The sequence below is a fragment of the Rhodanobacter sp. IGA1.0 genome (assembly GCF_040208325.1).
Classification (GTDB): Bacteria; Pseudomonadota; Gammaproteobacteria; order Xanthomonadales; family Rhodanobacteraceae; genus Rhodanobacter; species Rhodanobacter spathiphylli.
Window position 1 is genome coordinate 860064 of sequence record NZ_CP157948.1, and the last position, 24367, is coordinate 884430.

28 protein-coding genes and 1 riboswitch are annotated in these 24367 nt (G+C 67.8%); of the genes, 20 read left to right on the plus strand and 8 right to left on the minus strand.

From position 1 onward, the window contains the following. Window positions 1-24: 24 nt before the first annotated feature. The 3 genes from ABNK63_RS03695 to ABNK63_RS03705 all read left to right on the plus strand — a co-directional run bounded on the left by ABNK63_RS03695 (window position 25) and on the right by ABNK63_RS03705 (window position 2720). On the plus strand, window positions 25-765 hold the full coding sequence (locus ABNK63_RS03695) for a hypothetical protein (RefSeq protein ID WP_040673601.1): 741 nt from the start codon (window positions 25-27) through the stop codon (window positions 763-765). Between the two features lie 67 nt (window positions 766-832). Then, on the plus strand, window positions 833-1753 hold the full coding sequence (locus tag ABNK63_RS03700) for a glycosyltransferase family 2 protein (RefSeq protein WP_350016723.1): 921 nt from the start codon (window positions 833-835) through the stop codon (window positions 1751-1753). A gap of 61 nt (window positions 1754-1814) precedes the next feature. Continuing rightward, window positions 1815-2720 (plus strand): DMT family transporter, encoded by a 906-nt coding sequence (locus ABNK63_RS03705; protein ID WP_350016724.1) that lies wholly within the window; start codon window positions 1815-1817, stop codon window positions 2718-2720. Here the strand turns inward: ABNK63_RS03705 and ABNK63_RS03710 are convergent. The 3 genes from ABNK63_RS03710 to ABNK63_RS03720 form a co-directional block, all read right to left on the minus strand. Further along, complete coding sequence (locus ABNK63_RS03710) at window positions 2717-3220, minus strand: DUF2127 domain-containing protein (protein WP_350016725.1); 504 nt, start codon at window positions 3218-3220, stop codon at window positions 2717-2719. The genes ABNK63_RS03705 and ABNK63_RS03710 overlap by 4 nt on opposite strands. 106 nt (window positions 3221-3326) lie before the next feature. After that, window positions 3327-3521 (minus strand): YbdD/YjiX family protein, encoded by a 195-nt coding sequence (locus tag ABNK63_RS03715; protein ID WP_007810154.1) that lies wholly within the window; start codon window positions 3519-3521, stop codon window positions 3327-3329. A 1-nt stretch (window position 3522) separates the two neighbouring features. After that, on the minus strand, window positions 3523-5598 hold the full coding sequence (locus ABNK63_RS03720) for a carbon starvation CstA family protein (RefSeq protein ID WP_350016726.1): 2076 nt from the start codon (window positions 5596-5598) through the stop codon (window positions 3523-3525). A gap of 173 nt (window positions 5599-5771) precedes the next feature. On the opposite strand from ABNK63_RS03720, the gene ABNK63_RS03725 reads away from it, so the two are divergent. The 5 genes from ABNK63_RS03725 to ABNK63_RS03745 all read left to right on the plus strand — a co-directional run bounded on the left by ABNK63_RS03725 (window position 5772) and on the right by ABNK63_RS03745 (window position 9418). Continuing rightward, entirely contained in the window at window positions 5772-6566 is a 795-nt protein-coding gene (locus ABNK63_RS03725; protein WP_007810152.1) for a DUF4197 domain-containing protein, read from the plus strand. Window positions 6567-6699: 133 nt separating this feature from the next. Beyond that, the gene (gene def / locus ABNK63_RS03730; protein ID WP_007810150.1) at window positions 6700-7236 is read left to right on the plus strand and encodes a peptide deformylase; all 537 of its coding nucleotides are present in this window, start codon (window positions 6700-6702) and stop codon (window positions 7234-7236) included. Continuing rightward, window positions 7236-7517 carry a DUF427 domain-containing protein gene (locus ABNK63_RS03735; RefSeq protein WP_007810148.1) on the plus strand — a complete coding sequence of 94 codons (282 nt, stop codon included), beginning with the start codon at window positions 7236-7238 and terminating at the stop codon, window positions 7515-7517. The genes def and ABNK63_RS03735 overlap by 1 nt, the downstream gene beginning before the upstream one ends. Window positions 7518-7581: 64 nt before the next feature. Further along, window positions 7582-8775, plus strand: coding sequence for an acyltransferase (locus tag ABNK63_RS03740; protein WP_007810147.1), 1194 nt, complete (start codon window positions 7582-7584; stop codon window positions 8773-8775). A 274-nt stretch (window positions 8776-9049) separates the two neighbouring features. Next, window positions 9050-9418, plus strand: coding sequence for a hypothetical protein (locus ABNK63_RS03745; RefSeq protein WP_350016727.1), 369 nt, complete (start codon window positions 9050-9052; stop codon window positions 9416-9418). A gap of 46 nt (window positions 9419-9464) precedes the next feature. Here ABNK63_RS03745 and ABNK63_RS03750 read toward each other — a convergent pair whose 3' ends face one another. Further along, entirely contained in the window at window positions 9465-10271 is an 807-nt protein-coding gene (locus ABNK63_RS03750) for a hypothetical protein (protein ID WP_350016728.1), read from the minus strand. Between the two features lie 138 nt (window positions 10272-10409). On the opposite strand from ABNK63_RS03750, the gene ABNK63_RS03755 reads away from it, so the two are divergent. Next, window positions 10410-10643, plus strand: coding sequence for a hypothetical protein (locus ABNK63_RS03755; RefSeq protein ID WP_350016729.1), 234 nt, complete (start codon window positions 10410-10412; stop codon window positions 10641-10643). A 35-nt stretch (window positions 10644-10678) separates the two neighbouring features. Here the strand turns inward: ABNK63_RS03755 and pyrF are convergent, their stop codons facing one another. From pyrF to ABNK63_RS03775, 4 genes are all read right to left on the minus strand, one after another. After that, window positions 10679-11497, minus strand: a complete 819-nt coding sequence (pyrF, locus tag ABNK63_RS03760) for an orotidine-5'-phosphate decarboxylase (protein WP_007810139.1) — start codon at window positions 11495-11497, stop codon at window positions 10679-10681. A 141-nt stretch (window positions 11498-11638) separates the two neighbouring features. Next, window positions 11639-13306 (minus strand): energy-dependent translational throttle protein EttA, encoded by a 1668-nt coding sequence (gene ettA, locus ABNK63_RS03765; protein ID WP_007810137.1) that lies wholly within the window; start codon window positions 13304-13306, stop codon window positions 11639-11641. Window positions 13307-13451: 145 nt separating this feature from the next. After that, window positions 13452-14060 (minus strand): TetR family transcriptional regulator, encoded by a 609-nt coding sequence (locus ABNK63_RS03770; RefSeq protein WP_350016730.1) that lies wholly within the window; start codon window positions 14058-14060, stop codon window positions 13452-13454. Continuing rightward, window positions 14057-14953: an NAD(P)H-binding protein gene (locus ABNK63_RS03775; protein ID WP_350016731.1), complete on the minus strand. Its 897-nt coding sequence runs from the start codon at window positions 14951-14953 to the stop codon at window positions 14057-14059. The genes ABNK63_RS03770 and ABNK63_RS03775 overlap by 4 nt, the downstream gene beginning before the upstream one ends. Before the next feature lie 270 nt (window positions 14954-15223). Between ABNK63_RS03775 and glyA the strand changes: the two genes are divergently transcribed. The 11 genes from glyA (at window position 15224) to ABNK63_RS03830 (ending at window position 24309) form a co-directional block, all read left to right on the plus strand. Then, window positions 15224-16477, plus strand: a complete 1254-nt coding sequence (glyA, locus tag ABNK63_RS03780; protein WP_350016732.1) for a serine hydroxymethyltransferase — start codon at window positions 15224-15226, stop codon at window positions 16475-16477. 20 nt (window positions 16478-16497) lie between these two features. Further along, window positions 16498-16869, plus strand: a complete 372-nt coding sequence (locus ABNK63_RS03785; RefSeq protein WP_350016733.1) for a hypothetical protein — start codon at window positions 16498-16500, stop codon at window positions 16867-16869. Window positions 16870-16877: 8 nt separating this feature from the next. After that, window positions 16878-17390: a transcriptional regulator NrdR gene (nrdR, locus tag ABNK63_RS03790; RefSeq protein WP_007810127.1), complete on the plus strand. Its 513-nt coding sequence runs from the start codon at window positions 16878-16880 to the stop codon at window positions 17388-17390. 32 nt (window positions 17391-17422) lie between these two features. Next, window positions 17423-18484, plus strand: a complete 1062-nt coding sequence (gene ribD, locus ABNK63_RS03795) for a bifunctional diaminohydroxyphosphoribosylaminopyrimidine deaminase/5-amino-6-(5-phosphoribosylamino)uracil reductase RibD (protein WP_350016734.1) — start codon at window positions 17423-17425, stop codon at window positions 18482-18484. Window positions 18485-18592: 108 nt separating this feature from the next. Then, window positions 18593-18761: riboswitch (FMN riboswitch) on the plus strand. A gap of 131 nt (window positions 18762-18892) precedes the next feature. Continuing rightward, the gene (locus tag ABNK63_RS03800) at window positions 18893-19534 is read left to right on the plus strand and encodes a riboflavin synthase (RefSeq protein WP_350016735.1); all 642 of its coding nucleotides are present in this window, start codon (window positions 18893-18895) and stop codon (window positions 19532-19534) included. Between the two features lie 166 nt (window positions 19535-19700). Beyond that, complete coding sequence (gene ribBA, locus ABNK63_RS03805; RefSeq protein WP_350016736.1) at window positions 19701-20792, plus strand: bifunctional 3,4-dihydroxy-2-butanone-4-phosphate synthase/GTP cyclohydrolase II; 1092 nt, start codon at window positions 19701-19703, stop codon at window positions 20790-20792. 75 nt (window positions 20793-20867) lie between these two features. Further along, window positions 20868-21797: a muramoyltetrapeptide carboxypeptidase gene (gene ldcA / locus ABNK63_RS03810; protein ID WP_007810117.1), complete on the plus strand. Its 930-nt coding sequence runs from the start codon at window positions 20868-20870 to the stop codon at window positions 21795-21797. Window positions 21798-21912: 115 nt separating this feature from the next. Next, complete coding sequence (gene ribE / locus ABNK63_RS03815; protein ID WP_007810115.1) at window positions 21913-22377, plus strand: 6,7-dimethyl-8-ribityllumazine synthase; 465 nt, start codon at window positions 21913-21915, stop codon at window positions 22375-22377. Further along, window positions 22374-22817: a transcription antitermination factor NusB gene (gene nusB, locus ABNK63_RS03820; RefSeq protein ID WP_007810113.1), complete on the plus strand. Its 444-nt coding sequence runs from the start codon at window positions 22374-22376 to the stop codon at window positions 22815-22817. Before ribE ends, nusB begins: the two co-directional genes overlap by 4 nt. A gap of 20 nt (window positions 22818-22837) precedes the next feature. Then, the gene (gene thiL, locus ABNK63_RS03825) at window positions 22838-23806 is read left to right on the plus strand and encodes a thiamine-phosphate kinase (protein WP_350016737.1); all 969 of its coding nucleotides are present in this window, start codon (window positions 22838-22840) and stop codon (window positions 23804-23806) included. Beyond that, window positions 23803-24309 (plus strand): phosphatidylglycerophosphatase A, encoded by a 507-nt coding sequence (locus ABNK63_RS03830; protein WP_350016738.1) that lies wholly within the window; start codon window positions 23803-23805, stop codon window positions 24307-24309. Before thiL ends, ABNK63_RS03830 begins: the two co-directional genes overlap by 4 nt. Window positions 24310-24367 lie beyond the last annotated feature (58 nt).

Consider the following 24367-nt stretch of genomic DNA (forward strand, 5'->3'; position numbering starts at 1 on the left):
CCGCGGTTGACGAGGCGCTGAGCGATGGCCTGGCGCCGCTGGCCCGCGTCGCGGGCGTTGCTGTCGGTCGTGGCGTGGATGGCCGTGCTGGCGGTGTTGCCGTGGTGGCTGGACCTGCCGTTGCTGCTGTCGCTCGCCGCCTCGACGGTGTTGCTGCAACATCGCCTTGCCGGGACGCACGCCGCGATGATCCGTCGCGCGCTGCGCTGGGGACTGCCGGGCATGCTGTTCGCGCTGCAGCGCAGCCTGGGTGGCGACGCGATGGCCTGGGGCGCGGCCCTGCTTGGCGCGCTGGCCGGCTACACCCTGCTGGCGGGGCTCGAGGCCTGGCTCGATCGCGAACTGCGACGCGCTCCGCCGGCACCGCCATCGCCCGAATGGCCGGAACTGGCGCTGGCACCCAGCGGACCGCCGGCGCGGATCATCGAATTGCAGCCGGTGCGCTGGCAGCCCGTCGCCGATCATCCGTCCGATCCGCTGGGCGGCAACGTGGTGTGCAGCGATGGCCACTGCCGGCTCGCCACCGGCGAGTGCATCGATGACGTGGGCGACGCGGTCGCCTTCAGCGTTTCCGGTCGCTGGCTGATCGCACGCCTGCGCGACGAACGCTCGCTGCTGTTGTGGGATCGCCAGCGCGATCGGCGATACCGCTTGCGGCGCTGGCAACTGGTCGGCTGGGATGGCGAGCAACCCTGGCTCGGCCGCGGCGACGATGCGATGCCACTGGCCTTGCCGGCCGTGCTCGGCCGGGACGACGAAGGCTGAGGCCGGAGTCGCGCGCTGTCGACGCTTCGAGGTTTTACGTTCACGCGTCACCGCGCATACTTGCCGAATGGATACCCTTGCATTCCATCGCTCGCCGTTCACGCTGCCGCTCAGCGTGGTCGTGGTATCCGCCGACAGCGGTCCGGCCCTGCGCGAATGCGTGCGCAGCATCCTGGCCAGTTCGCTGGCCCTGGAACTACTGCTGGTCGACAACGACTCGCACGACGGCGTGCCCGAGGCGATCGAGCGCGCGCATGCGCACGACAGCCGGCTCAAGGTGATCTACAACCACCGCAACCTCGGCTTCGGCCCCGCGGTGAACCTCGCCTCGCAACAGGCGCAGGGCGATGCGCTGCTGGTGCTCAACCCCGACTGCGTCCTGCAGGAAGGTGACCTGCAGCGACTGGTCGGCCTGCTCGCCGGCAAGCCGAAGGTGGGGCTGGTCGGCGCGGTGGTCTGCGATGCCGAGGGGCGCGCCGATCCGGCATCATGGCGGCGCGATCCGTTGTTGCAGCGTTCGCTCAACACCCTGTTCAACCGGGCCGGCGAAAAGGTCAACGTCGGCGGGGAGATCCCGCCCCGGCTGATCGAGGCCGAGGCGGTGTCCGGCGCGCTGATGCTGATGCCGCGCGCGCTGTTCCGCCGGATGGGCGGCTTCGACGAAGACTACTTCCTGCACTGCGAGGACCTGGACCTGTGCCGGCGCGTGCGCGACATCGGCTACCAGGTGCTGCTGGCCGGCGACATCCGGATACACCACGGCAAGGGCAGCTCCAGCCGGCACCGTCCGGTGTTCGTCAGCCGGCACAAGCATCGGGGCATGTGGCAGTGGTTCCGCAAGCACGATCCGGCGGCCGACAACCGGCTGGTTTCGGTGACCGTGTGGCTGGGCATCTGGACCCACTTCCTGCTGCAGATTCCCGGACAGCTGTGGCGGTTGCTGCTGCTGAAGGCCCGCCGCCGGCCAGTGCCGGTCGACAACGAGTAGGCCGCGACACCGCGCGCCGGTTGCGCTAACGTGCCCGCCTCACTGCCGCCCCGCCTTCCCGATGTCCGCCACCCACCGCCACCACACCCTGCTGGCCACGCTCGGCCTCATCGCGATGACCGCCGTGTGGGGCTCGACCTTCGTGCTGATCAAGGATGTGGTCGGCCGCATGCCGGTGGCGGACTTCCTCGCCGTGCGTTTCGCCATCGCCGCGGTGGCGATGCTGGCGCTGTTCGCCCGGCCGGTGTGGCGGCTGGGGCGAGGCCAGCTGCTGCGTGGCCTGCTGCTGGGCCTGGTCTACGGTTGCGGCCAGCTGCTGCAGACCTGGGGCCTGTCGCTGATCGCGCCCAGCGTCAGCGGCTTCGCCACCGGCATGTATGTGGTGTTCACGCCGATCCTGGCGATGCTGCTGCTGGGCCAGCGCATGGCCGGCATCGTGTGGCTGGCGGTGGCGTTGTCCACGCTGGGTCTTGGCCTGCTGTCGTTGAACGGCGTGTCGGTGGATCTCGGCGTATGGCTGACCCTGGCCTCGGCCGCGCTGTACGCGCTGCATATCGTCTTGCTCGGCCAGTGGTCGCGACCGGGCGACGCGTTCGGGCTGTCGGCGGTGCAGATGGTCGCCATCGCGGTGGTCTGCCTGCTCGCCACTGCGCCGCACGGGCCGGTGCTGCCACCCGATCGCGGCGCGTGGCTGGCCATCCTGTACATGGCGCTGATCGCGGGCGCCGGCGCGATGCTGATGCAGACCTGGGCGCAGTCGCACCTGCCGGCTGCCCGCGCCGCGATCGTGATGACCACCGAGCCGGTATTCGCCGCCGCGTTCGCGGTGTTGCTTGGGGTCGACGCGCTCAGCTGGCGCATGGTCGTCGGCGGCGGGCTGATCCTGGCCGCGATGTACCTGGTGGAGCTGATGCCGCGGCGGCAGCACGAGGCGCCGCCCGCCGAGGCGGTCCATCACGAAGTCTAGGTGCGCGCTTTCGGCACGCGCGGCTGCCGCGCGATGCGCACCAGGTAGATGATGATCACCACGTTGCCGAGCAGGGTGGCCAGCTTCAGCCAGCCGAAGTGGTACAGCGTCTCGTACAGTTCCAGCGGAATCAGCGAGCCGGTGGCGATCACGGTGAACCATTCGGCCCAGTGCTTGCCCAGCCACAGGCCCACGCCCTCGATCGCGAACAGCACCGCGTAGCCCAGCGCCACCGCGCCGACCGCCACGAACCTGCTGGGGCCGAAGTCCTGCAGCAACTCCACCAGTTTCCAGCGCAGGCCATTGCTGTCGGCCAGCGAAAGATGCCCCAGCCAGTGCACCAGCCGGTCGAAGTTCTGCTCGTGATAGAAGTGGAAGGCCGCCATCGCCACCAGCAGCAGGCAGACGGTCTTGACCATCTCGTAGATGGCGATGATGCGCAGGCCGGCGTGATGTTCTGACGGCGTGGCGGAAGGCGAGGGATGCTTGCGTGGGAACATGGAGGCCAGGCGGTACAGGCAATCCGCCCATTGTCCTCGCCTGGGCCGGGATCGCCAGTGCGCTTTGGCACGGCGATCACCGGCAGGGCATCAGGATCGTGGCGGATCAGCAGCAGCGCCCGCCGCCGCCCTTGTAGCGGGCTTCCTGCCGTTCGCGGAAGAACTCGCCGTAGCTGGGCACCTTGCGCTCGGGATGATGCTCGCGCAGATGCTTCACGTAGACGTCGTAGTCGGGCACGCCGCAGCACAGGCGGGCGGTCTGCACCGCCCACTTGCGCACGGACCGGAAGGTCGCGTCCATCTCAGCCGGCCACGCTGGTCAGCGCCACGTACGGTTCCTCGTGCGCGGTCGGTTGGTTCGCCTTCCAGCCCCTGACCAGCGCGCGCAGGCAGAACGCCACCATCGCCACGATCAGCAGCATGAACAGGCCGGTCAGCGCCATGTCCACGTAGTTGTTGGTGACGATCTGCTGCATCTCGGCCGGGGTCTTCGCCGGGGCCAGCAACTGGCCCTGCTGCATCGCGGCCGAATACTTGTTGGCGGCGGCGGTGAAGCTGATCGGGCCGCTGAGTTTCTGCCAGCCCGCGGTGAGCGTGCAGATGATCAGCCAGATCGCGGGGATGCCCGGCACCCACACGTAGCGCTCGCGCTTGAGTTTCACCACCACCACGGTGGCCAGCATCAGCGCGATCGCGGCCAGCATCTGGTTGGCGATGCCGAACAGCGGCCACAAGGTGTTGATGCCGCCCAGCGGGTCGACCGCGCCCTGGTACAGGAAGTAGCCCCAGATGAACACGCAGATCGCGGTGGCCAGCAGGTTGCCGGTCCACGAGTCGGTTTCCTGCAGCGGCTTGTGGATCAGGCCGGCGATCTCCTGGATCATGAAGCGGCCCACGCGGGTGCCGGCATCGACCGTGGTGAGGATGAACAGCGCCTCGAACAGGATCGCGTAGTGGTACCAGAACGCCATCATGCCGCCGCCGGGGATGATGTTGTGCAGCAGCTGGGCCATGCCCACGGCCAGCGTGGGTGCGCCGCCGGCGCGACTGAGGATGCTGTTCTCGCCGATGTTCCTGGCCGTCTGGATCAATTCGTCCGGAGTCACCACGAAGCCCCACTGGCTGATCGTGGTGGCGGCGTCCTGCACGGTGGTGCCGATGATCGCGCCCGGCGCGTTCATCGCGAAGTACACGCCCGGGTGCAGCGAGGCGGCGGCGACCAGCGCCATGATCGCCACGAACGCCTCCATCAGCATGCCGCCGTAGCCGACCATGCGCGCCTGGCTTTCGTTGGCCAGCAGCTTGGGCGTGGTGCCCGAGGCGATGATCGAGTGCCAGCCCGACACCGCGCCGCAGGCAATCGTGATGAACAGGAACGGGAACAGGTTGCCGGCGAACACCGGGCCGCTGCCGTCGATGAAACGCGTCACCGCCGGCATCTGCAGCATCGGCGCGGACAGGAAGATCGCCAGCGCCAGCAGCGCGATGGTGCCGATCTTGAGGAAGGTGGACAGGTAATCGCGCGGCGCCAGCAGCAGCCACACCGGCAGCACCGAGGCGCAGAAGCCGTAGCCGATCAGCCACCAGGCCAGCGCCTTGGCGTCGAAGTCGAACAGCGGCGCCAGCGTGGCCGACTCGGCCACGAAGCGGCCGGCCCAGATCGACGCCAGCAGCAAAAGCAGGCCGATGATCGAGACTTCGAGAATCCGGCCGGGCCGGAACCAGCGCAGGTAGACGCCCATCAGCAACGCGATCGGAATGGTGGCGGCCACGGTGAAGGTGCCCCACGGACTGTGCGTGAGCGCCTTGACCACCACCAGGGCCAGCACCGCCAGCACGATCATCATCAGCACCAGCACGCCGATCATCGCCACCAGGCCGGGCACCGGGCCCAGCTCCTCGCGCAGCATGTGGCCCAGCGAGCGGGCGTCGCGGCGCAGCGAGAGGCCGAGGATCATGAAATCCTGCACCGCGCCGGCAAACACCACGCCGAACAGGATCCACAAGGTGCCGGGCAGGTAGCCCATCTGCGCGGCCAGCACCGGACCGACCAGCGGGCCGGCGCCGGCGATCGCGGCGAAGTGGTGGCCGAACACCACCCACTTGTCGGTGGGCACGTAGTCGAGGCCGTCGTTGCGCAGCACCGAGGGCGGCGCGCGGGTCGGGTCCAGCTTCAGCACCGAGTGCTCGACGAACTTGCCGTAGAAGCGGTAGCCGATCACGAAGATCGCAATGGAGGCGGCCACCAGCCAGATCGCGTTGATCGGCTCGCCTCGTCGCAGCGCCACCACACCCAGGCAGAACGCGCCCACGATGGCGATGGCGACCCACAATATCTTGCTGGCCGGGCTGGGCTTGGGCATGACGGTGGCTTGCATGGCTGGGCTCTCCTCGGTGGTCGCCCAAGGGTCTGCCCGTCGGGCGGCGGGGTCAATCCCAAAACCCGCAAAGCGGCATTAGCCATTGGTCGAATGGCGTGGCGATGGAGATCACGCCATGGGCGGGATTGCAGGGCTACACTGATCGCCCTGTCGATCCCGAGGAATTGGTCATGCGTATCGCCATTCGCCACGGCGTGTTCGGACTGGCTCTCGCTGCGGCGATGGTGCCGTTGGCGGCGATGGGTGCCGGCCAGTTCAAGGACTTGTTGAACAAGGTCAAGCAGTCGACCCACGGCTCGACCTCCTCGCAGCTGGGCAGCAACCTGCCGAGCAGTGACATCGCCGCCGGCCTCAAGGAGGCGTTGGCCAAGGGCACCACCAATGCGATCAACAGCCTGGGCCGCGACGGCGGTTTCTGGAACAACAGCAAGGTGCGCATTCCGTTGCCGGGCAAGCTGGAACAGGCCGGCAAGCTGGCGCGACAGCTCGGCCAGGGCGCCAGGGTCGATGCGTTCGAGCTGAGCATGAACCGGGCGGCGGAAAAGGCGGTGCCCCAGGTGGCCGAGATCTTCGGCGACGCGATCCGCAAGATGACGCTGAGCGATGCGCGGGGCATCCTCGCCGGCGGCGACCATGCGGCCACCGACTTCTTCCGTCGCGTCGCCGGCGACGCGCTGACCGCGCGCATCCACCCGATCGTGGCCAGGGCCACCGACAGCGTCGGCGTCACCCAGAAGTACAAGTCGTTCACCTCGGGCAGCGCGGGCGGCGAACTGGGCGGCTTGCTGGGGTCGCTCGGTGGCGGCAAGTCGAGCAGGAACGGCAACGCGCTGGACCTGGACGACTACGTCACGAAGAAGACGCTGGACGGCCTGTTCACCACGATCGGCGAACAGGAGCAGTCGATCCGCCACAACCCCGGCGCGCGCACCACCGATCTGCTGAAGAAGGTGTTCGGCGGCTGAAGCCGCTTGCGGCTTCGGCAAACCGGTACGGGCTTTGCCTGGCTTTTCGCTCTTGCAGCATTGGCATCGCCGCTTGCATCGACATCGCATCGACCACAAATCATCCAGTAACAGCGTTCAAGGCGAGGCTCCGATGATTCGTGAAATCCTGAAGATGGGCGATCCGCGCCTGCTGCGCGTCGCGCCGAGCGTGCCCGCCGCGATGATCGGCACGGCCGAGCTCGATGCGCTGATCGTCGACATGTTCGACACCATGCACGCCGCCGACGGCGTGGGGCTGGCGGCGCCGCAGATCGGTGTCGACCTGCAGCTGGTGATCTTCGGTTTCGACAACAACGAACGCTACCCCGAGGCGCCGGCGGTGCCGCGCACGATCCTGCTCAATCCGGTGATCACGCCGTTGTCGCAGGACATGGAGGAGGGCTGGGAAGGCTGCCTGTCGGTGCCGGGCCTGCGTGGCGCGGTGAACCGCTACAGCCTGATCCGCTACCAGGGCATCGACCCCCAAGGCGAACGCATCGACCGCCGCGCCGAAGGCTTCCACGCCCGCGTGGTGCAGCACGAATGCGACCACCTGATCGGCCGGCTGTATCCGTCGCGCATCACCGACTTCAGCCGCTTCGGCTACACCGATGTGCTGTTTCCGGGGCAGGAGCTGGGAGACGACTGATGAGAGCCACCTGGAACGACGCCGTTCTGGCCGAAACCGACGATACCGTCGTGGTCGAAGGCAACCACTACTTTCCCGCTGCGTCGTTGCGGCATGAATACTTCCGCGAGAGCGATCATCACAGCGTCTGCCCCTGGAAGGGCACGGCCAGCTACTACGACGTGATCGTCGGTGACGCGGTCAATGCGCAGGCCGCATGGTATTACCCGCACCCAAAGGAAGCCGCCGCGCAGATCGCGGGGCGCGTCGCCTTCTGGAAAGGGATACGCGTCATCGACTGAGGTGCAGTTGCCGAGGCCCCGGCGCTCGTCGATGATGCGGCATCGTCTCGATGCGGCTTCATCCATGCAGACCGTGCCAGCCTCTTCCGGAAATGCCGTCGAAGCGACACGCGCCCGCAACCCCGGCATTGATCTGCTGCGCGGGCTGGCGATCGTGCTGGTGGTGCTCAACCACCTGGGCTTGCGCATTCCGTTGAAGCAGAGTGCGCTGGCCGACGTGCTGCCGCCATGGTTGCTGAGCCGCCTGAACTACAACGGCTACGAGGCCGTGTTCGTGTTCTTCGTGATTTCCGGCTTCCTGATCGCGGGCAATGCGCTGCGTCGCCGGGGCAGCCTGGAGCGGATCGACCTGCGCGCGTTCTACGCGCGGCGCTTCGCCCGCATCGTGCCCTGCCTGCTGGCGCTGATCCTGGTGCTCAGCGTGCTGCACCTGCTGGGCGTGCAGGATTACGTGATCCATCGCGAGGGCCAGTCGCTGCCGCGGGCGATCGTTGCCGCGCTCGGCCTGCATCTGAACTGGTACGAGGGACGGACCGGTTACCTGCCCGGCAACTGGGACGTGCTGTGGTCGTTGTCGATCGAGGAAGTGTTCTACATCGGCTTCCCGCTGGTCTGCCTGGCGACGCGTCGGCGTGGGGTGCTGATGCTGGTGCTGGGCGCGCTGGCGCTGTCGATGCCGTGGACGCACGCGGCCTTGCGTGGCAACGAGATCTGGCAGGAGAAGGCGTACCTGCCCGGCATGTCGGCGATCGCCATCGGTGTACTGGGTGCGCTGCTGGCAGCGCATTGGCGCTTGCCGCCACGACGCACCAGCGGGCTGCTGGGTTGGCTCGGCGCGGTCGGCCTGATTGCGGCAACGATCTTCGGGGCCGCGATGTGGCAGCTGCTTCGCGATGGCTACCTGTTGCTGCTGGCGGTCTCGGCGCTGTGCCTGCTGCTGGCCTGCGAGCAGCGCCAGCGGCGCGGTCCGTGGCAACCGTGGCGCGGGCTGGGCTGGCTGCGTTCGTGGGGGCGGCTCAGCTACGAGATCTATCTGAGCCACATGTTCGTGGTGTTCGCCGTGGTGCGGATTTTCCGGCTGGCCGGCGGCGATCCGCGTTGGGGGCACCTGTGGTACCTGCTGGCGCTGCCGCTGTGCTGGCTGCTTGGCAAGGCGGTGGAGCGCTGGCTGTCGCTGCCATGCGAGCGCTGGTTGCGGGCACGGCTGCTGCGCCCGCGTACGGCGGCAGCTGCCCCGGTGGCGATGGCGGTCGACTGAGCGCAGACGCCACCACGCGGAACTTCATGACGCAGGCCGCGCCGAGCGGGCGCAGTGCGGCGTGGTCGCGGCGAGATGCGTGATGTTTGCCGCATCGCGTCCGTGGCTGTTCAAGGGTGTGCGGGTGTGGACGCCATCTTGACCAGGCCCGCGGTACTTTCCGGAAGTGCAGTGCTTGCCGCCCCTGACAGCGCCCGATCCGACGCTGCAAGGAACGAAGAGCGCTGGCGGGTGCACCGCACAACGTCCGGGAGAGGTCTGGAACATCGGCACCATGAAACATGCCAAGCCACCGCCGTCACGCCATGTCGTCAATTGGGACCATCCCGACCTGAAGTCCCTGCTCGACAAGACGGCGGGATGGGGGCTGGGTCATCGGGGCGTGTTCGAGCCCGTTCCGTGCGAACTGCACGTGGGCTGGGGGGCGGTGGTGGGCCGTCCCGCGTCGTTGCTGTACGAAGGCGAGGGTGTGCTGGTGATCGCGGCGAACTTCGTCATTTCCCCGGCCGAGAATGTCCGTATCGACTACCTGCAGGCAGGCCGCATGCGCTCGCGTTGGGGCATCGTGGTCGAAGGCCGTGCCGGGCTTCGCGCCGAAGATGCCGAAAACGGCACCCGGGTGTATTGGGTGCACATGCGCTGAGCTCGCGGCGGGGACGCGGGCCGTCCATGGCCCGCCGTCGCGTTGCTCAGTGCTTTTCGGCCTGCGCGGCCTGTTCCTTCTCCGCGGCGGCCTTCGCCGAGGCGGCATCATCGAACTGCCACGCCGGCTTGCTGGCCCCATCGAGGTTCAGTTGTGCGCGCGCAAGTCCATCCGTGCCGTTGAACTGGACATGGGCGGTTTTGGCATCGGTACCCATTTCAAAGGCCGCTCCCCGGGCCTTGGGGTCGCCGTAGTTGATGTACATCCCGGCGAAATTGTCCTGGTCGTCCACCATCAGGCCGATGGCCTCGTACGGGGGCGTGGCCCGATCGAGGGCGATGCCGACGCGTCCGCTGCCCATCGAAGCCATGCCGCCGCGCTCGCTGCCCTTGGTGTCGTAAAGCGTCATGCCGTAGTTGTTGTCGTCGCCCCGGCGCTTGTATGTCTTGCCATCGATATGCAGGGTCGGCGTCTGCCCGACCGCGAGACGGTCGGCACCGGTCGTGCCGAGGAAGATGATGCCGTCCGAAGCATCATCCTTGCGGGTGCGGTCCTTGCTGGCCGGCACCGGTGCGCCGATCAGGATGCGGTCGTGGCCTTGGGCATCGGTGATCACCAGGCCCTGCGTGCGGATGATCGCGTCGGGCTTGGCCGGCGCCTCCGGTTTGCGCAGCAGGGACATGGCGGCCAGGGCAATCACCGCCAGCAGGGCGACGATCACCAGTACACGCAAACGGGCCACTTCATGTTGCAGGCGATTCCAGTCTTCCATGGGAATGTCGTTCCGGTCAGACATGCGTTGAGTTCCTTGGGGAAAGAGGGCTGCGCGGTGGAGCAGCCGGTGGCCGGCCACCGGCAGGAGCCAAGACTACAGCGCTGGCGAACGCCAGGCGCCATCGGAAAACATCGCAGGAACGTGCGATGGCGTAGAGTGAGCCGGGGCGGAATCCCGCCCGGGAGAAATCCGGTGAAGAAAGAAGATGAAACACACATGCAGATCGTGTCTGCCGACATCAGTTCGGAGTCGCTGACCGGCATGGTGATCTTCCGGCCGCATTGCGTGTCACGCGCGGGACGCAATGCGACCGAGGTGGGCAAGAGCGGCAACTGGTATGCCCTGCGGCCAGCCGAGGTGCGCAGTTTTGCGCGGGCGCTGCTCGATGCGGCGGACGCGCTCGACCTGAAGACGAAGATGCAGCACGCGGCGAAGTCCGCCGCGGTGTGACCGATGCGCCGGCGACGTGCCGGCGCATGCCTCATTCAATCGTGCCGATGACGATTGATGGTGTCGCGCAGTTCGCTGGCGGCGGCACGCGCGGCCAGCGCGAAGTCCTCGCCATGTCCCGCGTAAAGAATCGCCCGCGACGAGCTGATCATCAGACCCGTGCCGTCGCCCGTGCGGCCATGGCGCAACACCGCTTCCACGTCGCCGCCCTGGGCGCCGATGCCCGGCACCAGCAGCGGCATGTCGCCGACCGCCGCGCGCACCTTGCCCAGTTCCTCCGGCCAGGTGGCGCCGGTGACGAGGGCGCAGTTGCCGTGTGCGTTCCAGTCGCGCGCGATGGTCTCGGCCACGCGCAGATAGAGCGGTTGCCCACTGCAATCCAGCGCCTGGAAATCCGCGCCGCCCGGGTTGGAAGTGCGACAGAGCAGGATCACGCCCTTGTCGGCGCGGTCGAGGAACGGCTGGATCGAATCGCGGCCCATGTACGGGTTCAGGGTCACCGCGTCGGCAGCGAAGCGCTCGAAGGCTTCGCTGACGTAATGCTGCGCGGTACTGCCGATGTCGCCGCGCTTGGCGTCGAGGATCACCGGCACGCCGGGATGCTTGTCGTGGATGTGCGCGATCAGCCGTTCGAGCGTGTCCTCGGCGCGCAGCGCGGCGAAGTGCGCGATCTGCGGCTTGAACGCGCAGACCAGGTCGGCGGTGGCGTCGACGATGGCGGCGCAGAACGCGAACACCGCGTCGGGCGTGCCGCGCAGGTGCGCGGGGAATTTCGCCGGTTCCGGATCGAGTCCGACGCAGACCAGTGAGTCGTGGTCTTTCCAGGCCTGCTGCAGGGACTGCATGAAGTGCATCGGGGTCTCCGGTCACCGAGGTTTGCTCCTCCCCCTGCGTGCAGGGGGAGGCTGGGAGGGGGTTGCCCGGGCTGGCGGGGAAGATCAAGAGCTTGACCCCACCCCAGCCCTCCCCTGCAAGCAGGGGAGGGAGCAAGGGCATTACGCCAGCTTCTTGTACTTCACCCGATGCGGCCGCGCGCCTTCGTCGCCGAGGCGACGCTTCTTGTCGGCCTCGTACTCGTTGTAGTTGCCGGGGAAGAACTCGACGTGCGAGTCGCCCTCGAAGGCGATGATGTGGGTGGCGATGCGGTCGAGGAACCAACGGTCATGCGAGATCACGATCGCGCTGCCGGGGAATTCCAGCAACGCGTCTTCCAGCGCGCGCAGGGTTTCCACGTCGAGGTCGTTGGACGGTTCGTCGAGCAGCAGCACGTTGCCGCCCTGCAGCAGGGTCTTGGCCATGTGCAGGCGGCCGCGCTCGCCGCCGGACAGGCTGCCGACGATCTTCTGCTGGTCGGTGCCCTTGAAGTTGAAGCGGCCGATGTAGGCACGCGACTGGATCTCGAAGTTGCCGATGGTGAGGATGTCCGAGCCGCCGGACACTTCCTGCCACACGTTGTTCTTCGGGTCGAGCGCGTCGCGCGACTGGTCGACGTAGGCGAGCTTGGTGGTGTGGCCCAGCTTCACTTCGCCGGAGTCCGGCGTCTCCTTGCCCATGATCATCTTCATCAGGGTGGACTTGCCGGCGCCGTTCGGTCCGATCACGCCGATGATCGCGCCCGGCGGCACCTTGAACGACAGGTCCTCGATCAGCACGCGGTCGCCGAACGACTTGGTGACGTTCTTGAACTCGATCACTTCCTGGCCCAGGCGCTCGCCCGGCGGGATGAAGATTTCATTGGTCTCGTTGCGGCGCTGGTAGTCGACCGAGTTCAGCTCCTCGAAGCGGGCCAGGCGGGCCTTGCCCTTGGACTGGCGGCCCTTGGCGGCCGAACGCACCCACTCCAGCTCCTTCGCGATGGCCTTCTGGCGCGACTTTTCCTGGTTCGCTTCCTGCTTCAGGCGGGCATCCTTCTGCTCCAGCCATTCGGTGTAGTTGCCCTTCCACGGAATGCCGCGGCCGCGGTCGAGTTCGAGGATCCACTCGGCGGCGTTGTCGAGGAAGTAGCGGTCATGGGTAACGGCGACGACGGTGCCGGGGTAGTCGTGCAGGAACTTCTCCAGCCAGTCCACCGATTCGGCGTCCAGATGGTTGGTCGGTTCGTCCAGCAGCAGCATGTCCGGCTTGGACAGCAGCAGGCGGCACAGCGCCACGCGGCGCTTCTCGCCACCGGACAGCGGTCCGATGACCGCATCCCACGCGGGCAGACGCAGTGCGTCGGCGGCCACTTCCAGCTGGCGTTCCAGCGCATGGGCGTCGTTGGCGGCGAGCAGGTTTTCCAGCTGTTCCTGTTCCTTGGCCAGCTTGTCGAAATCCGCGCCGTCTTCGGCGTAGGCGGCGTACACCTCTTCCAGCCGCTTCTGCGCGTCGAGGATCACGGAAACACCTTCCTCGACCACTTCGCGCACGGTCTTCTCGGGATTCAGGTCGGGCTCCTGCGCCAGGTAACCGATCTTGGTGCCCGGCTGCGCCCGCGCCTCGCCCTGGAAGTCGGTATCCACGCCGGCCATGATCTTCAACACGGTGGACTTGCCCGCGCCGTTGACGCCGAGCAGGCCGATCTTGGCGCCGGGGAAGAAGCTGAGCGAGATGTCCTTGATGATCTGCCGCTTCGGCGGAACGATCTTGCTGACACCGTTCATGGTGTAGATGTACTGCGAGCTCATGCAACCTCCGAAAGCGTGCGCCGCGCCACCGACAGGCAGGCGCGGAAAGGGAATTCACCAAACCGCGCATTATAGGCGAGGAGGGGTCGGAGTGCCTTTTCATTCCGACGAAAAGGCGCTCCGACCCCCGGTCCGGCCCAACCGGCTATTTGCGCCGTCGTGGCGGAGTGGGTGCCGGGGCCAGGCCGGCCAGCAGCAGGTCGAGCAGTCGGGCAAACGCCACATCCTCACCGGGCTGGTTCCAAAGGTGGGAAAGCCCCGGATAGTGGAAGCGCGCCGTGGCGTCGAACAGGGCCCGCGCGGCGGCGGGCGGATCGAGCTCACGGAAGTCGCCACTGGCCATGCCGGCGGCAAGGATCGAGGCGATCTGCTGCTGCATGCGCTCCTTGTGCTCGGCGATCGCGTCGCCCGCTTCCGCCGCCAGCGCGCTGTAGGTGGCGAACAGCTCGGGGTCGCCCAGCACGTTGTCACGCTTGGCCTGGCGCAGGGTGGTAAACCACTGGCGCAGGCGCGCCGGCGGCGGCGTGCGGCTGTTGGCGATTGCCTGCAGCGGCGCCATCGAGCGCGCCAGCCAGCCGCGCAGGACCGCCTCGCGCAGTGCCGCCTTGCTGGCGAAGTGGCGGTACACGCTGCCGTGGCTGACCCCGAGCGCCTGTGCCACGTCGACCACGGTGGCCTTGCCGGGACCATAGCGGCGCAGGACATCCTCGGCGGCGGCGAGGATGCGTTCGGGGGTGAGGACGGAGTCGTTCATGCCGCCGATTCAAGCACATCGAGCGTGGCGCAGACGAGTTCGTCCGCCACGTAACCCAGCGGGATGCGGCCGCAGACATGTTCCGTCGAACGCTTCTCGAAGCCGATCCAGCCGCTGTTGAAGCCGTCCAGCATGGCGATGCGCGGTGCGATGCGATCGGCCGGCATGCCTTCGTCCACGAAGCGGGCCGCCCATTGCTCGCGCGGTATCGCGATCGTTTCCACGTCGTGCTCCAGCACCGCGGCCAGCGACTGCGCCATGTCGAGCGGGCTGTAGCGTCGCGGACCCTCCACCTCGATCACCCGGCGACCGAACCAGGTTTCCTCCAGCGTGCTGGCGACGGTGCGGCCGACGTCGTCGGTGGAGACCATCGGTATCGGGCGGTCGAGCGGCTGCAGATGGCTGGCAAGCCGCCCCTCGAATTGCGCCAGCGGCACATCCCAGCGCAGGTTTTCCATGAACCAGGCGGCGCGCACGTGGGCGCGCGGCATCGGCAGCGCGTCCAGCGCCTGTTCCAGCAGGTGCAGCTGGGTGATCAGGCCCAGGTCGCGTTCCTGCTGGGCGCCGATCGACGACAGCGCCACGATCTTCGGCGGCTGTGCCTTGCGCAGGGCGGCGGTCAGGGTGTCGATCAGGGCGCGTGGTTCGGCGAAGTCCGCATCGGGCGTGAAGTTGGCGGGCAGCATCACGAACACGCCTTCGACGCCGGTGAAGGCCGCGGCCAGTGCCTCCGCATCCGACCAGTCGGCGACGACGAGCTCGGCACCGCGGGCGGCCCACGCCGAGGCCCTGCTCTTGTTGCGCACGATGCCGCGCACGCGTTCGCCGCGCTCCAGCAGGTACTTCGCGGCGGCGCTGCCGACCTGGCCGGTGATGCCCATGATGGCGTACATGTGATGTCCTCGAAGAAAGGATGGAGGGTGTCCAGCGAAGTCGCGCTGGCTGTCGGGCGTCATCGCGGGTGCGGGGGATGGCCGTTGCCCGCTGGGGGTCGGCCCGAGGGCTGCGTTCGACGCGTGCCGATGTTAGACAATCGACTGACAGATTTCAATATCTGTCAGTCGATCAATCAAGCCATGCCCGTGCCGGTCGCCATCAGTGGCCGGAAACGCCCGTGGGGGCTACACTTTCGGACTTCCCCGCCCGCCACTCACGAGGTCAGAATGTTCCCCAAGGACTGCACGATTGCCGGTTACGACGATGAACTGGCCCGGGCCATCGCCGATGAGGGCCGCCGCCAGGAAGATCACGTCGAGCTGATCGCCTCGGAGAACTACGCCAGCCCGCGGGTGATGGAGGCGCAGGGTTCCAAACTGACCAACAAGTACGCCGAGGGCTACCCGGGCAAGCGCTACTACGGTGGCTGCGAGTACGTGGACGTGGCCGAGAAGCTGGCGATCGAGCGCCTGAAGCAGCTGTTCGACTGCGACTACGCCAACGTGCAGCCGCACTCCGGCTCGCAAGCCAACCAGGCGGTTTACCTGGCGCTGCTGCAGCCGGGCGACACGATCCTCGGCATGTCGCTGGCCCATGGCGGCCATCTCACCCACGGCGCCAAGGTCAACATCTCCGGCAAGCTGTTCAACGCGGTGCAGTACGGCGTCGATGAAAATGGCCTGATCGACTACGACGAAGTGCAGCGCCTCGCCACCGAACACCAGCCGAAAATGCTGGTCGGCGGCTTCAGCGCCTACTCGCAGGTGGTCGACTGGGCGCGCATGCGCCAGATCGCCGATTCGGTCGGCGCGCTGTTCTTCGTCGACATGGCCCACGTCGCCGGCCTGGTCGCCGCCGGCGTGTACCCGAGCCCGCTGCCGCATGCGCACGTGGTCACCTCGACCACCCACAAGACGCTGCGCGGTCCGCGCGGCGGCATCATCGTGAGCAAGGGCGCCGGCGAAGAGATCGAGAAGAAGCTGCAGTCGATCGTGTTCCCCGGCATCCAGGGCGGTCCGCTGATGCACGTGATCGCGGCCAAGGCGGTGGCGTTCAAGGAAGCGCTGGAGCCGGCGTTCAAGACTTACCAGGCCCAGGTGGTGAAGAACGCCAAGGCGATGGCGAAGACCTTCATCGAGCGCGGCTACAAGATCGTCTCCGGCGGCACCGAGAACCATTTGATGCTGGTCGACATGATCGGCAAGGAAGTCACCGGCAAGGCGGCCGAGGAGGCGCTGGGCAAGGCGCATATCACCGTCAACAAGAACGCCGTGCCGAACGATCCGCGCAAGCCCTTCGTCACCTCCGGCCTGCGCGTCGGCTCGCCCGCCGTCACCACCCGCGGCTACGGCGAGGCGGACGTGATCGAACTGACGCAGTGGATCTGCGACGTGCTGGACGCGCCGGACGACGAGGCGGTGATCGCCCGCGTGCGTGAGGCGGTGACGGCGCAGTGCCGGAAATTCCCGGTTTACGGTTGAGCATGTTTTCGCCAGGACGCATGTCGGTGGCGTTCGGCGTGGCGGCTTTCATGGCCTCGCCGACGATGAGTGCCGCGCCGGCGTCATCGAGCGCCGCTGAAAACGTGACGGCATGGATGCACAAGCATGACGTCGCCCGCATGTGCGTCAACATCGAGGTCAGCGACAAGAATCCCGCGACGGCGCGTCTGCTGACCTCGATGGGCGATGCGACGGTCGATGCGGAGATTCTTGAAGTCGTGCGGGCGGCCGGAACGACCTGGAGGAGTGCCGAAGGACGGGTTGTTTCGCGCTATACGAGGTCGCCCCAACAAATATCCTGGGTATTCTGGGGTGGCCGGATGGACGCAAAAGGCGCCGTCCTGGGTTGTGCGAAAACGTCGAGGCACTGAACAAATCCATGCACTGCCCCTTCTGCCAGCACGAAGACACCCGCGTGATCGATTCGCGACTGACCGAGGATGGCAGTACCGTGCGTCGCCGGCGCGAGTGTCCGCAGTGCGCGGAGCGCTTCAATACTTACGAAACCGCCGAGCTGAAACTGCCGGCGATCGTGAAGAGCGGCGAACGGCGTGAGCCCTTCGACGAGCGCAAGTTGCGGGTGAGTTTCGAGCGCGCGCTGCAGAAACGGCCGGTGTCCAGCAACGACGTGGACGCCGCGGTACGCGCGATCGTCAACGACCTGCGCCGCAGCGGCGAGCGTGAAGTACCTTCGCGCCAGCTCGGCGAGCTGGTGATGCGCGAGCTGAAGAACCTCGACCAGGTCGCCTACGTGCGCTTCGCCTCGGTCTATCGCAAGTTCGAGGACGTGCAGGCGTTCCGCGAGGAGATCGAGCGGCTGGAGCGCGACCTGCCGGGACTGGCCGATCTGCAGCTGCCCCTGCTCGGTGGCGGCAAGCGCGAAGGCAAGTGACGGACTCCTTTTCGGCGGTCGATCATGCCCACATGGCGCACGCCCTGCGCCTGGCCGAACGTGGCCTGTTCACCACCCAGCCGAATCCGCGGGTCGGCTGCGTCATCGCGCATGGCGACGACGTGGTCGGCACAGGCTTTCACCAGCGTGCCGGCGAACCGCATGCGGAGGTCTTCGCGCTGCGCGAAGCGGGCGGGTCGGCGCGAGGCGCCACCGCTTATGTGACGCTGGAACCCTGCGCGCATCACGGCCGCACGCCGCCCTGCGCCGAGGCGCTGGTCGCCGCGGGCGTGCGCCGCGTGGTGGTCGCCAGCGAGGACCCGTTCCCACAGGTCAACGGCCGTGGCATCGACCGGCTGCGCGCGGCCGGCATCATGGTCGAGACGGGTCTGCAGCGCGAGGCGGCCCGCGAATTGAATGCGGGCTTCTTCAGTCGGATCGAGCGTGGCCGTCCGTTCGTGCGGGTGAAGCTGGCGATGAGCCTGGACGGGCGCACGGCGCTGGCCAACGGCGAATCGAAATGGATCACCGGCGAGGCCGCGCGTGCCGACGTGCAGCGCTGGCGCGCCCGCAGCTCGGCGATCCTCACTGGCAGCGGCACCGTGCTGGCCGACGATCCGCGACTCACCGTGCGACTGGACGGGGACGAGGCGTTCAGCCCGCCGCTGCGCGTGGTGCTCGATCGCCAGCTGCGCACGCCGCCCGGCAGCCAGGTGCTGGACGGGTCGACGCCGACCCTCGTCCTGCATGGCGCCGCGGCATCGTGTGCGGACGAGCGTTTCGCCCGGATCGAGCGGATGGCCGTGGCGACACGGGGCGACATGATCGACCTGCACGCCGTGCTCGGTCTGCTGGCCGGGCGCGGCTGCAACGAAGTGCATGTCGAGGCTGGCCCCACGCTGTGCGGCGCGCTGTTCGCCGCCGGCCTGGTCGACGAATTGCTGCTGTATGTCGCGCCGATCCTGCTGGGCGACAGCGCCCGGCCGCTGCTGCAACTGCCTGCCCTCACCGACATGGCGCAGCGCTGGCAACTCACGCTGCGGCAGCAGCAACTGCTGGGCGCGGACTGGCGATTGCAGCTGCGACCAGCCTGAGCCAGGTGTTGTGGCACCCGGGTGAACACTGCATTCGCCGCGGCAACGTGCGGTCGCGTCACGTCGCGGTGCTAGAATTCGCCGTCGGCCTCGGCCGGCAACCATGCACAGCGTCTTCAGGGCGGGGCGAAATTCCCCACCGGCGGTAGGTTCTTCGGAACGAGCCCGCGAGCGCTTCCGGCCAGGCCGGAAGGTCAGCAGATCCGGTCAGACTCCGGAGCCGACGGTTGGAAGCGGGCGACCGTTTCCTCACAGTCCGGATAAAGAGAAGACGGCACGACGCGCGCCCCTGCCGGTGCGCGTCTGGCCTGATGCCTTGTGGCGTACTCGCTTAACTTCATGCGGGATACGTTTCATGAAAGCCATTGCGTTCATGCGATCCACCGCCCTCCCGCCGGAGGCGCGCTGATGTTCACCGGCATCATCCAGACCGTGGGCCGCGTCGCGCGGCTCGAGCCGCGGGGCGGCGACGTGCGCCTGCATGTCGACACCGCCGACCTCGACCTCGCCGATGTGCAGCTCGGCGACTCGATCGCCGTCTCCGGCGTCTGCCTCACCGCGATCACGCTGGAGCCGCGCGGCTTCGGCGCCGACGTCTCGAACGAAACCTTGTCGCTGACGTCGCTGGGGCAGCTGAAGGCCGGCGATCCGGTGAACCTGGAAAAGGCCTTGCGGCTGGCCGACCGGCTCGGCGGGCACCTGGTGTCCGGTCACGTCGACGGGCTGGGCAAGGTAGTGTCGATCACCCCGGACGGCCGCTCGCAGCGCTGGACGTTCGAAGTGCCGGCGACGATCTCGCGCTACATCGCGGCCAAGGGTTCGGTCTGCATCGACGGCACCAGCCTCACTGTCAATGAAGTCGCCGGGTCACGATTTGGCGTCAACCTGATCCCGCACACGGTCGAGCACACCGCCTTCCATGCGCGCCGTGCCGGTGACGCGGTGAACATCGAAGTGGACGTGATCGCGCGCTATGTCGAGCGGCTGCTGGCCAGCGGTGAAGCGCCGCGTCTGGACGAGGCGTTCCTCAAGCAGCACGGCTTTGCCTGACTCTTTTCTCCTCCCCCTGCTCCGCAGGGGGAGGTCGGGAAGGGGTAGCGCTTTTGGTTTAACAGATCAGATCAAAAGCGGCCCCCACCCCAACCCTCCCCTGCGACCGAAGGAAGTCCCTTTGGGACGAGCAGGGGAGGGAGCACTCCCTCATCAAGGAACACGCATGCCCTTCAACACCATCCCCGAGATCCTCGAAGACATCCGCGCCGGTCGCATGGTGGTGATCCTCGACGACGAAGACCGCGAGAACGAGGGCGACCTGATCATGGCCGCGCAAATGGTGCGGCCCGAGGACATCAACTTCATGGTGCGCGAGGCGCGCGGCCTGGTCTGCGTCACCCTGACCGAACAGCGCACGCGCCAGCTCGGCTTGCGCCCGATGGTCAGCGACAACACCTCGTCGTACCACACCAACTTCACCGTCTCGATCGAGGCGGCCGAAGGCGTCACCACCGGCATCTCGGCGCATGACCGCGCGCGCACCATCCAGGTCGCCGTGAAGAACGACGCGAAGCCGCAGGACCTGGCCCAGCCCGGCCACATCTTCCCGCTCACCGCGCAACCCGGCGGCGTGCTGACCCGGGCCGGCCACACCGAGGCCGGTTGCGACCTGGCCGCGCTGGCCGGGCTGGAGCCTTCGGCGGTGCTGATCGAGATCCTGCACGAGGATGGCTCGATGGCGCGCCGTCCCGAACTGGAAGTCTTTGCGGCCAGACACGGACTGAAGATCGGCTCGATCGCCGACCTGATCCGCTACCGGCTGGAGACCGAGAAGACCGTGCAGCGCGTGCATGACGAAATGGTCGAGACCGAGTTCGGCATGTTCCGGCTGATCGCCTATCGTGACGTGATCCGCCGCGGCCTGCACTACGCGCTGGTGCGCGGGACCGTCGATGACGGCGCGCCGGTGCTGTCGCGCGTGCACGTGCGCAACACCTTGTCGGATGTGCTGCATCTCAAGCGCGACGACCTCGGCCTCACCGTGACCTCGGCCCTGCGCCGGATCGCCGACGAGGATCGCGGCGTGTTGCTGGTGCTGTCCGGCGAGGACACGCCGGAAGCCTTGCTGGCAAGGCTGCAGCGCCAGCCCAGCACGCAGGCGCCGGAAGATGCGCAGCAGCAGGAGTGGCGCCAGCTGGGCCTGGGCGCGCAGATCATGGGTGATCTCGGCGTGCGCCAGCTGCGCGTGCTGGGCACGCCGCGCAAGCTGGTCGGCCTGGCCGGCTTCGACCTGGAAGTTGTCGAATACGTGTAGAAAACGCGCCGCGTCCTGCCACGCAATGCCCACACCACGACCGCATAATCCAGCTTTCCTTCCTCGACCATGCCCATGTCCGCAATCCGCATCCGCCTGATCGCCCCTTCCGGCTACCCGCACGATCGCGCCGCGATGACGCGCGGCGTGGAACGCCTGCAGGCCGCAGGTTGCACGGTAGACGGACTGGAAGTACTCGATCGCACCGAGCAACGCTACGCGGGCAGCGACGCCGAACGCGCGGCCGACCTCAATGCGCTGGCGACGCTGGACGCGCTGCCCGACATCGCGCTGGCGATCCGCGGCGGTTACGGCGCCACGCGTCTGCTGGCGGGGCTGGATTACGACGCGCTGCGCGAGCGCCTGCAGGGCAGCAACACCTTGCTGGTCGGCTACAGCGATTTCACCGCCGTGCAGCTGGCGCTGTACGCGCGCAGCGGGCTGTGCACGTTCAGCGGGCCGATGCTGGGCGCCGATTTCGGCGCGGCGACGCCCAGCGAGTTCACCTGGCGGCATTTCTGGGACACCGTGCGGGCGCCCTCGGCGCAGCTCGAGTGGAACACGGCGCCCGACGCCGAGCTCGACGTGGAGGGCCCGCTGTGGGGCGGCAACCTGGCGGTGCTGTGCAGCCTGATCGGCACGCCATATTTCCCGGACATCGACGGCGGCATCCTGTTCGTCGAGGACGTCGGCGAGCCGCCGTTCCGCATCGAGCGCCTGCTGTACCAGCTGCACCTGTCCGGGGTGCTGGGGCGCCAGCGGGCGCTGGTGCTGGGCGACTTCAGCCAGTGCCGTCCCAGCGGCTACGACAACGGTTACGGGCTGGCCGAAAGTTTCGAACAGATCCGCCGGGCCAGCGGCGTGGCCGTGATCGGAGGCCTGCCGACCGGACACGAGCCGGACAAATTCACCTTGCCATTCGGCGCGCCGGCGCGCTTGCGCGTCTCGGGCGGCAAGGCCCGGCTCCACTTCGGCGGCTACCCGCACCTGCCGCCCGGGGCCTGATCCCATCCCGACGCTCTCCAGCCGGGCCGGGGAGGAGGCAAACGGGCAGGATCGTCGGCAAACCCGTAAAATGCCCGGTCTGCCTGGGCCGCGCGTCCAACCAAGGAAATCTGCAATGAAGATCATCGAAGGCGATTTCGCCACGCCCAAGGGCCGTTTCGCCATCGTCGCCGGCCGTTTCAACGGCTTCGTGGTGGAACCACTGGTGGCCGGCGCCCGTGATGCGCTGGTGCGCCACGGCGTCAAGGACGATGCAATCGACCTGATCCGCGTGCCGGGCGCGTGGGAAATCGCGCTGGCCGCGCACAAGCTGGCCAACTCCGGCCAGTACGCGGCGGTGATCGCGCTGGGCGCGGTGATCCGCGGTTCCACTCCGCACTTCGACTATGTCGCCGGCGAATGCGCCAAGGGCCTGGCCCAGGCCGCGACCAGCTCCGGCGTGCCGGTGGCGTTCGGCGTGCTGACCACCGACAGCATCGAGCAGGCGATCGAGCGCTCGGGCACCAAGGCCGGCAACAAGGGCGCCGACGCCGCGATCGCCGCGCTGGAAATGGTCAACCTGTACGGGAACCTCGGATGAGCCAGGGCATCGACATGCAGGCGCGCTCGCGCGCTCGCCGCCGCGCGCTGCAGGCGCTGTATGCGTGGCAGATCAGCGGCAGCCACATGAACGCGGTGATCGACCAGTTCCGCCACGAACAGGACATGGAAGTGGCCGACCTGGAATATTTCGAGGACCTGCTGCACGGCGTGGAGAAGAACGTCGACGCGCTCGACGAGGTCCTGCGGCCGCACATCGACCGCGAGGTGGCCCAGGTCGATCCGATCGAGCGCGCGGCCCTGCGCCTGGCCGCGTATGAACTGAAGTTCCGCCCCGACGTGCCGTACCGGGTGGTCATCAACGAGGCGATCGAGGTGACCAAGCGCTTCGGTGCCGACCACGGCCACAGCTACGTCAACGGCGTGCTGGACAAGCTGGCCGGCGAGCTGCGCGTGGTCGAGAAGCAGCACGGCCGCTGAGCGCCTGCCGGGGCCGGCCGATGGAATTCCGACTGATCGAACGCATCCGCGAACTCACCGCGCAGGCGCGTGACGACGTGCAGCTGGGCATCGGCGACGACGCCGCGTTGCTGCTGCCGCCGGTGGGGCAGCATCTGGCGGTGGCGCTGGATACCCTGGTCGAGGGCGTGCATTTCCCCCGCGGCACGGCCGCTGCCGACATCGGCTGGAAGGCGCTGGCGGTGAACCTTTCCGACCTTGCCGCGATGGGCGCAAGCCCGGCGTGGGCCTTGCTGGGGCTGACCCTGCCCAGGGCGGACGCCGACTTCGTCGAAGGTTTTGCCGAGGGCTTCTCCAAGCTGGCCAGGCCACATCGACTCGCCCTGGTCGGCGGCGACACGACGCGCGGTCCGCTGGCGATCAGCGTGACCGTGCATGGCTTCGTGCCGCCGGGCAAGGCATTGACCCGGGGCGGCGCACGCGTCGGCGACGCGGTACTGGTGACCGGCACGCTCGGCGATGCCGCGGCGGGTCTGCAGGCGCTGCAGCAACCGTTGTCCGATGACGACACCCGCGCCGGCCTGCGTGCCTTCCTGATCGAACGGCTCAACCGGCCCACACCGCGCCTGTCCGCCGGCGTCGCCCTGCGCGGCCAGGCCAGCGCCTGCGTCGACGTCTCCGACGGCCTGGTCGCCGACCTCGGCCACATCTGCAGCAGCAGCGGCGTTGCCGCAGAAATCGACGCGGCACTGCTGCCGCGATCCCCGGCACTGATGGCGCTGTACGACGAAGCGGCTGCGCTGCAGTGCGCGCTGGGCGGCGGCGACGATTACGAACTCTGCTTCACCGTGCCGGCGGCACGGGTGGCCGACGTGCAGGCCGACCTGTCACGGCTGGGCTGTGGCGCGACCCGGATCGGGCGCATCATCGAAGGCGCCGGCGTGCGCGTGCGCGGACTCGATGGCGAGTGGATGAACACGGATCGGCCCGGCTGGGAGCATTTCGCGTGAGCGCAAAGAAGACCTTGAGCAGCGGGCAACGTCGCGCCTTGCTCGCCACGCCCGCCGGCTGGCTGGCCTCCGGTTTCGGCTCGGGCCTGGCGCCGGTGGCGCAAGGCACGTTCGGCTCGCTGGCCGCGCTGCTGCCGTGGCTGTGGCTGCGCGAACTGTCGTTGCCGATCTACGTGGTGATCCTGCTGGCGGGCTTCGCGCTCGGCGTATGGGCATGCACCGCGGCGGGCCGCGCGCTCGGTGTCGACGATCACCGCAGCCTGGTCTGGGACGAATTCATCGGCCAGTGGATCGCGCTGTTGCCGTTGCTGGTGCTGCCTGCACCGTGGTGGTGGATCGTCGTCGGCTTCGTCCTGTTCCGTCTGTTCGACGTGTGGAAGCCCTGGCCGATCCGCTGGCTCGACCGTCGCGTGAAAGGCGGCTTCGGCGTGATGATCGACGACGTGATCGCCGGCGTGTTTGCGGCCATGGTGCTGGCGCTGGCGTTTTTCCTGCTGAACTGATCCGCAGGGCCGCGACGCCGGTACGGAACGAGCGAAGGATCGCCTCGTCCGTTCCGGC

Excerpts from the sequence above, each read along its gene's own strand:
- ABNK63_RS03695 (WP_040673601.1), top strand. The coding sequence starts at position 25 with ATGGCCTGGCGCCGCTGGCCCGCGTCGCGGGCGTTGCTGTCGGTCGTG.
- ABNK63_RS03700 (WP_350016723.1), top strand. The coding sequence starts at position 833 with ATGGATACCCTTGCATTCCATCGCTCGCCGTTCACGCTGCCGCTCAGC.
- ABNK63_RS03705 (WP_350016724.1), top strand. The coding sequence starts at position 1,815 with ATGTCCGCCACCCACCGCCACCACACCCTGCTGGCCACGCTCGGCCTC.
- ABNK63_RS03710 (WP_350016725.1), bottom strand. The coding sequence starts at position 3,220 with ATGTTCCCACGCAAGCATCCCTCGCCTTCCGCCACGCCGTCAGAACAT.
- ABNK63_RS03715 (WP_007810154.1), bottom strand. The coding sequence starts at position 3,521 with ATGGACGCGACCTTCCGGTCCGTGCGCAAGTGGGCGGTGCAGACCGCC.
- ABNK63_RS03720 (WP_350016726.1), bottom strand. The coding sequence starts at position 5,598 with ATGCAAGCCACCGTCATGCCCAAGCCCAGCCCGGCCAGCAAGATATTG.
- ABNK63_RS03725 (WP_007810152.1), top strand. The coding sequence starts at position 5,772 with ATGCGTATCGCCATTCGCCACGGCGTGTTCGGACTGGCTCTCGCTGCG.
- def (WP_007810150.1), top strand. The coding sequence starts at position 6,700 with ATGATTCGTGAAATCCTGAAGATGGGCGATCCGCGCCTGCTGCGCGTC.
- ABNK63_RS03735 (WP_007810148.1), top strand. The coding sequence starts at position 7,236 with ATGAGAGCCACCTGGAACGACGCCGTTCTGGCCGAAACCGACGATACC.
- ABNK63_RS03740 (WP_007810147.1), top strand. The coding sequence starts at position 7,582 with ATGCAGACCGTGCCAGCCTCTTCCGGAAATGCCGTCGAAGCGACACGC.
- ABNK63_RS03745 (WP_350016727.1), top strand. The coding sequence starts at position 9,050 with ATGAAACATGCCAAGCCACCGCCGTCACGCCATGTCGTCAATTGGGAC.
- ABNK63_RS03755 (WP_350016729.1), top strand. The coding sequence starts at position 10,410 with ATGCAGATCGTGTCTGCCGACATCAGTTCGGAGTCGCTGACCGGCATG.
- pyrF (WP_007810139.1), bottom strand. The coding sequence starts at position 11,497 with ATGCACTTCATGCAGTCCCTGCAGCAGGCCTGGAAAGACCACGACTCA.
- ettA (WP_007810137.1), bottom strand. The coding sequence starts at position 13,306 with ATGAGCTCGCAGTACATCTACACCATGAACGGTGTCAGCAAGATCGTT.
- ABNK63_RS03770 (WP_350016730.1), bottom strand. The coding sequence starts at position 14,060 with ATGAACGACTCCGTCCTCACCCCCGAACGCATCCTCGCCGCCGCCGAG.
- ABNK63_RS03775 (WP_350016731.1), bottom strand. The coding sequence starts at position 14,953 with ATGTACGCCATCATGGGCATCACCGGCCAGGTCGGCAGCGCCGCCGCG.
- glyA (WP_350016732.1), top strand. The coding sequence starts at position 15,224 with ATGTTCCCCAAGGACTGCACGATTGCCGGTTACGACGATGAACTGGCC.
- ABNK63_RS03785 (WP_350016733.1), top strand. The coding sequence starts at position 16,498 with ATGTCGGTGGCGTTCGGCGTGGCGGCTTTCATGGCCTCGCCGACGATG.
- nrdR (WP_007810127.1), top strand. The coding sequence starts at position 16,878 with ATGCACTGCCCCTTCTGCCAGCACGAAGACACCCGCGTGATCGATTCG.
- ribD (WP_350016734.1), top strand. The coding sequence starts at position 17,423 with ATGGCGCACGCCCTGCGCCTGGCCGAACGTGGCCTGTTCACCACCCAG.
- ABNK63_RS03800 (WP_350016735.1), top strand. The coding sequence starts at position 18,893 with ATGTTCACCGGCATCATCCAGACCGTGGGCCGCGTCGCGCGGCTCGAG.
- ribBA (WP_350016736.1), top strand. The coding sequence starts at position 19,701 with ATGCCCTTCAACACCATCCCCGAGATCCTCGAAGACATCCGCGCCGGT.
- ldcA (WP_007810117.1), top strand. The coding sequence starts at position 20,868 with ATGTCCGCAATCCGCATCCGCCTGATCGCCCCTTCCGGCTACCCGCAC.
- ribE (WP_007810115.1), top strand. The coding sequence starts at position 21,913 with ATGAAGATCATCGAAGGCGATTTCGCCACGCCCAAGGGCCGTTTCGCC.
- nusB (WP_007810113.1), top strand. The coding sequence starts at position 22,374 with ATGAGCCAGGGCATCGACATGCAGGCGCGCTCGCGCGCTCGCCGCCGC.
- thiL (WP_350016737.1), top strand. The coding sequence starts at position 22,838 with ATGGAATTCCGACTGATCGAACGCATCCGCGAACTCACCGCGCAGGCG.